The following is a 6,000-nucleotide window of genomic DNA, read 5'->3' as shown; positions in this document are numbered from 1 at the left end:
ACCGCCTGTTCTTTAAACTCTTCGTTGTAATGCTGTCTTCTCTCACTCATGCCGGACACCTCTTAATTCTTGTTGAGTTTATTATCTGTTTGCGCTTATGAGGTGTCCACTTTTTATTCTAGTTGCACTGGCACCGTTATAGAAGTCGAGTTACCGAGTTTGTCCGCTCTAACGGCGTCTGGCACCGTTGCAGCAAGATGACCAAAAAGCCCCGATCCGGAACCTAAGTTCCGAGTCGGGGCTTTCTCCGTTACCGAAGGCGATTAGTAAGCCATGTTAGGATACAGAGGGTATTGCGCCGTGAGATCCGCGACGATGGTGCGCGCTTTGTCGAGCGTCGCAGGGTCTTTCGGGTTCTTCAGCGTGAGCGCGATGACCTTGGCGATCGTCTTCATCGCTTCCGGGCCCATGCCGCGCGTCGTGATCGCAGGCGTGCCGATGCGAATGCCGCTCGTGATGAACGGGCTGGTCGGATCGAACGGGATCGCGTTCTTGTTGACGGTGATCGCAACGGAATCGAGCACGTGCTCGGCTTCCTTGCCCGTGATGTTCAAGTTGCGCGTATCGATCAGCATCAGATGGTTATCGGTGCCGCCGGACACGATGTTGAGCCCTTCCTCTACGAGCGCTTCCGCCAACACCTTCGCGTTCGCGACGACGTTCTTCGCGTAGTCCTTGAAAGAAGGCTGCAGTGCTTCGCCGAGCGCGACCGCTTTGGCCGCGATGATGTGCATGAGCGGTCCGCCTTGCGTGCCCGGGAATACGGCTTTGTCGATCGCGGCCGCCCAAGGCTGACGGCACAGAATCATGCCGCCGCGAGGACCGCGTAGCGTCTTGTGCGTCGTCGTCGTGACGAAGTGAGCGTGCGGAACCGGGCTCGGATGCTGGCCGCCCGCGACGAGACCCGCGATATGCGCCATGTCGACCATGAAGAGCGCTCCGACGTCGTTTGCGATTTTGCCCATTTTCTCGAAGTCGATCGTGCGCGGATACGCGGAAGCGCCGGCTACGATCAGGCGAGGACGGTGCTTGAATGCCGCCTTGCGTACTTCTTCGTAATCGATCGTGAACGACTGCTCGTCGACGCCGTAAGCGACGAAGTTATAGAGCAAGCCGGAAGCGTTCGCCGGGTTGCCGTGCGTCAAGTGGCCGCCGTGCGCGAGGTTCATGCCGAGCACCGTGTCGCCCGGTTTGAGCACCGCGAGGTATACCGCGAGGTTCGCTTGAGCGCCGGAGTGAGGCTGCACGTTCGCGTGCTCCGCGCCGAACAGCTCCTTCGCGCGGTTGCGCGCGATTTCTTCCGGAATATCGACGTATTCGCAGCCGCCGTAGTAGCGTTTGCCCGGATAGCCTTCTGCGTATTTGTTCGTGAGTACCGTGCCCATCGTTTCGAGTACCGCTTCGCTGACGATGTTCTCGGACGCGATCAGCTCGATGTTGTCGCGTTGGCGTTTCAGTTCCAGGTTCAGCGCTTTGACGATTTCAGGGTCTTGCTTGTTCAGGTTTTCCAACATGATGATAGCCTCCTAGAGTATAAGTTCAATTGATCGCGACTGATTAATCGCAAGCGGTTCCTTCGTTGCCGGGAGCGACCTCGCCCTCCGCGGCCCGCGGAGCTTCGTCCAGCGCGTACACCGCGCGCGCGCCGCCGATCAGTCTCGGGCGCGTCGTCGCCATCGTCACTCTCGCCTGTCCGATCCACCGGACGGACGGACGGAGAGGAACGGCGACCGGGCGCAGGTGCATCCCGATCATCGTCTCGCCGATGTCGACGCCGGCATGGGCTTGCACCGATTCGACCAAGCAAGGCTCTCGCAGCTGACGGTAGGCGTAAGCCGCCATCGAGCCGCCCGCCTTCGGCACGGGCACGGCCGACACCTCGATCCAGCCCCGCGCTTCGGCGACGCTCCGTTCCGTCACGAGCGCCCGGTTCAGATGCTCGCAGCATTGCCAGACGACGTCGAAGCCGTACTGCCGCCTGACCCGCTCGACGCCGTCATGAATCTGCTCGGCGATCGATAAGGCGCCTGAAGTCCCGATGCGCTCACCGCGCACCTCGCTCGTGCTGACCCCAAGGACGACGATCCGTCCCGGACGCAGAGCCGCGGTTTGCGCGAGCTCGCTCAGCACCTGTTCGACCCGTTCGGTAATGTCGTTCGCGGCTTCTGACGTCATGGGCGAGCCCTCCTCTTGCTTTTGCGCGTTTACTTCGATTCGATCGCCATCACTTTGTTAATGCGGTTCCGGTGGCGTTCGCCGCCGGAGAACGGCGTCTCCAGCCATATTTTCACGATATCGGCCGCCAATCCCGGACCGACGACGCGCTCGCCCATGGCCAGCACGTTCGTATCGTTATGCTCTCTCGTCGCCTTCGCGGAGAACGTGTCGTGAACGAGCGCGCAGCGAATGCCGTGCGTCTTGTTCGCCGCGATCGACATGCCGATGCCCGTTCCGCAGATCAGAATGCCCCGTTCGGCTTCGCCGCTGACGACCTTGTCGCACACCGGCAGCGCGTAATCCGGGTAATCGACCGAGTCCGCGCAGTCGCAGCCCAAGTCGATCAGCTCGTGGCCGAGCGCCTTCAGCATCGGCACGATCTCGTCCTTCAGCCGGTAACCGGCGTGGTCCGCCCCAATCGCGATCTTCATCCCCAATGACCTCCCTCGTATACGTAGCTATTATACCTGAATTGCCCTTCGCCAAACAGAATTCGACATCCGCAACGCCGTAAAAAGACAAAAAAGAGCAAACGTGCATTCGCACGTTGCTCTTTGCCCAGGCGACCGGCCGTCATCCCGATGCTCCACCGTGGTTTCATCCACTACGCGTCGCCAGTTACATCGGAATCTTGAAGTTATGCTCTAATCATACCGAACGAAGCCGAAAAAATCAATCACTCTCCGCGACCCCGACGTTCGCCCCCGTCATCGCCGAGCTTCTCGACGATGCTGAGCAGGGCGTCCTCGATCTCGTCCGCGCATTGCTCGTACAGCGACAGCGACCCGCCGAACGGATCCGCGATGTCGAAGTTCGGAATCGTCCGCTGCAGCTCGAACAAGCGGGCTTGCTCCCGCGGGGACAGCTGCTGCCCGAGCGCTTGTCGCACCTGCCATTCGGAATACAGCCGCTCCGCCTCCGCCACGTCCTCCATGACCCGGTCGCCCCGAAGCGCGTATTCCTTGAGCGTGTACGTCTTCGCGATCGCGTCCGGATACGTCTGGACGATCGCCCGCTTATGGCTGGTCGAGAGCGTCAGAATCAGATCCGCCCAATGTACTTCGTTCTCCGTTAGAGCGGTCGAAGCGCCCGGGGCGCGCAAATTGCGCTTGCGAAGCGCGGTCGCCGCGTGAGGGGATGCCGGAAGCCCGTTCATCGTGGCGACGCCCGCCGAGCGAACCTCGATCGCCTTGCCGTTGCGCGCGGCCAAGTCGGCCAGCATCGCGTGAGCCATCGGGCTGCGGCACGTATTCCCCGTACATACAATCAAGATGCGAAGCAAAGCGGTAACCCCCTCTTGTCGAAGCCTTGTCGTCTCTATAGTAGAAATAATAATCCAAATCCGAATAAAATAACACCGCCGAGCGCCTCCCCGTAACCGCCGAGCCTCCGGCTGACGCGCCGGCCGAGCATGAGCCCGAACACGCTCATGAGCCCTCCGCTCACCCCGAACAACAGCACCGTCAGGAACAAGTGCGACGAGAACATCCCGAGCGATACCCCGACGGAGAAGGAATCTATGCTCACGCTGAAGGAGAACACGAGCGTCCCCCATACGGTGCGATGATCGATCGAATCGACCGCCTCGCCGCGAAGGGAGCTATATACCATATGCCCGCCGAGCAGCAGCAGCAACGCCCCGGCCGCGGAAGTCGCGATTCCGCCGAGCAGCTCTCCGACGTATTGACCCATGACCATGCCGCCGAGCGGCATGACGACGTGGAACAGCGCGATCATCGCGCTGAGCCGCAGCACGTCGAGGCGCCGAATGCCTTTCAATCCGAGTCCGATGCCCAGAGAAAAAGCATCCATGCCCAGCGCCACCGCCATGACGAGTATCGTCAGCATTTGCCCGGTCGCGAAGGACCAGTCCGACATCGCTTGTCCCCCCTAGCGCGGCGAGCGACCCGCCGCATCGCTTACATCCTCATTCAACATATGCGGACGAGTCGGGGATCATGCCCTTCGAACGAGTCGGCGATCGGGCACTCGCGTTAGACGGTTGCCTCTAGACGCGCAGAACGCGGCCTCCCGCCGCCTTGCGGAGGCGATTCATGAGAGCGGCGCCGATGCCGTGCTCCTCATAGCCTTCCGCGACGATGAAATCCAATTCGCGTTCGTCGCATTCGCGCAGCCTCGCGTATAGCGTCTGCGCCGCGACCTCCGGCCTGCCGCGCGGCCCGCAATCGAATATCGCGTCCGCCTCGTATCGGTCCGCGTGCTCCGAGCACGCCAGCACGCCTACTCTCCTGCCGCCGCCGCGCGCTTCATCGACGCGCGCTTGCGCTGCGGCGATCATCGCTTCCGGGTCGCCCGTCACGAGAAGCATCTCGCCGCGAGGCGCGTAATGCGCGTATTTGACGCCCGGCGAACGAGGCGCCTGCTCCCGCGCTTGATCGCCGTCCTGCTCGTCGTCGGGTCGGCCGTTGCCGTCCGCCACCGAAGCGCGGCCGACGAGCGCCTCGCTCAGCATCTCGCGGGTAACGCCGCCCGGTCTTAGAATGTGCACGCGGCCGTCCACGACTCGCACGACGGTCGATTCCAATCCGACGCCGGTCGGTCCGCCGTCCAGCAAGCCGTCGATGCGGCCGTCCAGATCTTCGCGCACATGCTCGGCCAGCGTCGGGCTTGGCCGCCCCGAGCGGTTCGCGCTCGGCGCCGCGATCGGCTTGCCGGATTCGGCGATCAATCGCCGCGCGACCTCGTGCGCGGGCACCCTTACGGCTACCGTATCGAGCCCCGCCGTCACGAGCGGCGAGACCGTGCCCTCCCTAACCGGGAGGACGAGCGTGAGCGGACCGGGCCAGAACGCTTCCATCAACAGCCGCTCGATGTCGTTCACCCGCGTCGCCAGCCTCTCCGCGCTGGCCGCGTCGGCCAAGTGCACGATAAGCGGATTGTCCGACGGGCGCCCCTTGGCGGCGAAAATCTTGCTCACCGCCTCCGTATTGCCCGCGTCCCCGCCGAGCCCGTATACCGTCTCCGTCGGAAACGCAACGACGCCGCCTGCGGCGAGCGCCGCGGCGGCTTCCCTTATGTCGGTCCCCGCTTGCGCTGCGGACCAATAGTTCGTTATCATGCTACCGTTCCATCCTTGTCTCCATGCTTGTGCCGCTATTATAGCACATCAGGAGAACAGAGCCGCGAAGAACGCGATGATCTTCTCGATGATGACCCACAGGAAGAACTTCGGTTCCGGTTGATCCTCGCCCGATTCGCCGCCGGAAACCGCCGATGCTCCTCCGGTCGACAAGCTTGCCGGCTTCGCCTTCGCGTCGTCGTCCTGCGCCGTCGCCGCGGTTAAGCACATCGGCGGGAAGAGCACGCACCACCAGTTCGCGCCGTCGCCGCCGCCGAGCGTTATGCGCAGCGCCTCGTATTCGCCGGCCGGATATTCCGCCCCATCGAACTCCTTCGCCGGGAACGGAACTTCCGCCAGCTCCACCTTGCCGCCGTATTCGACTTCGTGCTCTCTTAACTTGGCGCTTACAAGCTTCTGCAATTGCTTCAGATGATCGCTAATGAAAGCTTGCGCTTCGTCATGCGAAGCCGGCATCTCGCCCCACGCGACGATCGCGTTGGAGACGCTGGTCTTGATGTCTTGCTTCACGCGCTGATCGAACTCGCTATCGGAATTAGCGATGATCCGAATCCGAATCGCGTCCTCCGGAATACCCGCAGCCGCGTTCGCGGCGGCGTATCGAACAAGAAGAGCGGCCAATGCCACGGTTAATGTTAACAACACGATAATTATTCTTACGAATACGAGGATAATAGAATTGG

At 62.0% G+C, this 6,000-nt stretch carries 7 protein-coding genes and 1 riboswitch; all 7 genes read right to left on the bottom strand.

Annotation, left to right across the window (positions count from 1 at the left end; all coding sequences use genetic code 11):
* Window positions 1-263 precede the first annotated feature (263 nt).
* On the bottom strand, window positions 264-1,511 hold the full coding sequence (locus ACFQZG_RS17925) for a serine hydroxymethyltransferase (RefSeq protein WP_378154945.1): 1,248 nt from the start codon (window positions 1,509-1,511) through the stop codon (window positions 264-266).
* 46 nt (window positions 1,512-1,557) lie between these two features.
* Complete coding sequence (locus ACFQZG_RS17920; protein WP_378154927.1) at window positions 1,558-2,175, bottom strand: TIGR01440 family protein; 618 nt, start codon at window positions 2,173-2,175, stop codon at window positions 1,558-1,560.
* A gap of 29 nt (window positions 2,176-2,204) precedes the next feature.
* Entirely contained in the window at window positions 2,205-2,648 is a 444-nt protein-coding gene (gene rpiB / locus ACFQZG_RS17915; protein WP_378154925.1) for a ribose 5-phosphate isomerase B, read from the bottom strand.
* A 118-nt stretch (window positions 2,649-2,766) separates the two neighbouring features.
* Window positions 2,767-2,849, bottom strand: a riboswitch (ZMP/ZTP riboswitch).
* A gap of 44 nt (window positions 2,850-2,893) precedes the next feature.
* Window positions 2,894-3,499 carry a low molecular weight protein arginine phosphatase gene (locus ACFQZG_RS17910; RefSeq protein WP_378154923.1) on the bottom strand — a complete coding sequence of 202 codons (606 nt, stop codon included), beginning with the start codon at window positions 3,497-3,499 and terminating at the stop codon, window positions 2,894-2,896.
* Window positions 3,500-3,534: 35 nt separating this feature from the next.
* A complete protein-coding gene (locus ACFQZG_RS17905; RefSeq protein WP_378154922.1) occupies window positions 3,535-4,095 on the bottom strand; it encodes a manganese efflux pump MntP in 561 nt (186 codons plus the stop codon).
* A 130-nt stretch (window positions 4,096-4,225) separates the two neighbouring features.
* On the bottom strand, window positions 4,226-5,335 hold the full coding sequence (locus tag ACFQZG_RS17900; protein WP_378154943.1) for an L-threonylcarbamoyladenylate synthase: 1,110 nt from the start codon (window positions 5,333-5,335) through the stop codon (window positions 4,226-4,228).
* A 9-nt stretch (window positions 5,336-5,344) separates the two neighbouring features.
* Window positions 5,345-5,962, bottom strand: coding sequence for a stage II sporulation protein R (locus ACFQZG_RS17895; RefSeq protein ID WP_378154920.1), 618 nt, complete (start codon window positions 5,960-5,962; stop codon window positions 5,345-5,347).
* Between the last annotated feature and the right edge of the window lie 38 nt (window positions 5,963-6,000).

This window comes from Cohnella sp. GCM10027633 (assembly GCF_042675445.1).
In the GTDB taxonomy this organism is placed as follows: domain Bacteria; phylum Bacillota; class Bacilli; order Paenibacillales; family Paenibacillaceae; genus Cohnella.
The sequence above is the reverse complement of the archived record's forward strand: the minus strand, read 5'-3'. Positions and strand labels throughout refer to the sequence as shown.

Coding starts and splice junctions, on each gene's coding strand:
- ACFQZG_RS17920 (WP_378154927.1), bottom strand. CDS start 2,175: ATGACGTCAGAAGCCGCGAACGACATTACCGAACGGGTCGAACAGGTG.
- rpiB (WP_378154925.1), bottom strand. CDS start 2,648: ATGAAGATCGCGATTGGGGCGGACCACGCCGGTTACCGGCTGAAGGAC.
- ACFQZG_RS17905 (WP_378154922.1), bottom strand. CDS start 4,095: ATGTCGGACTGGTCCTTCGCGACCGGGCAAATGCTGACGATACTCGTC.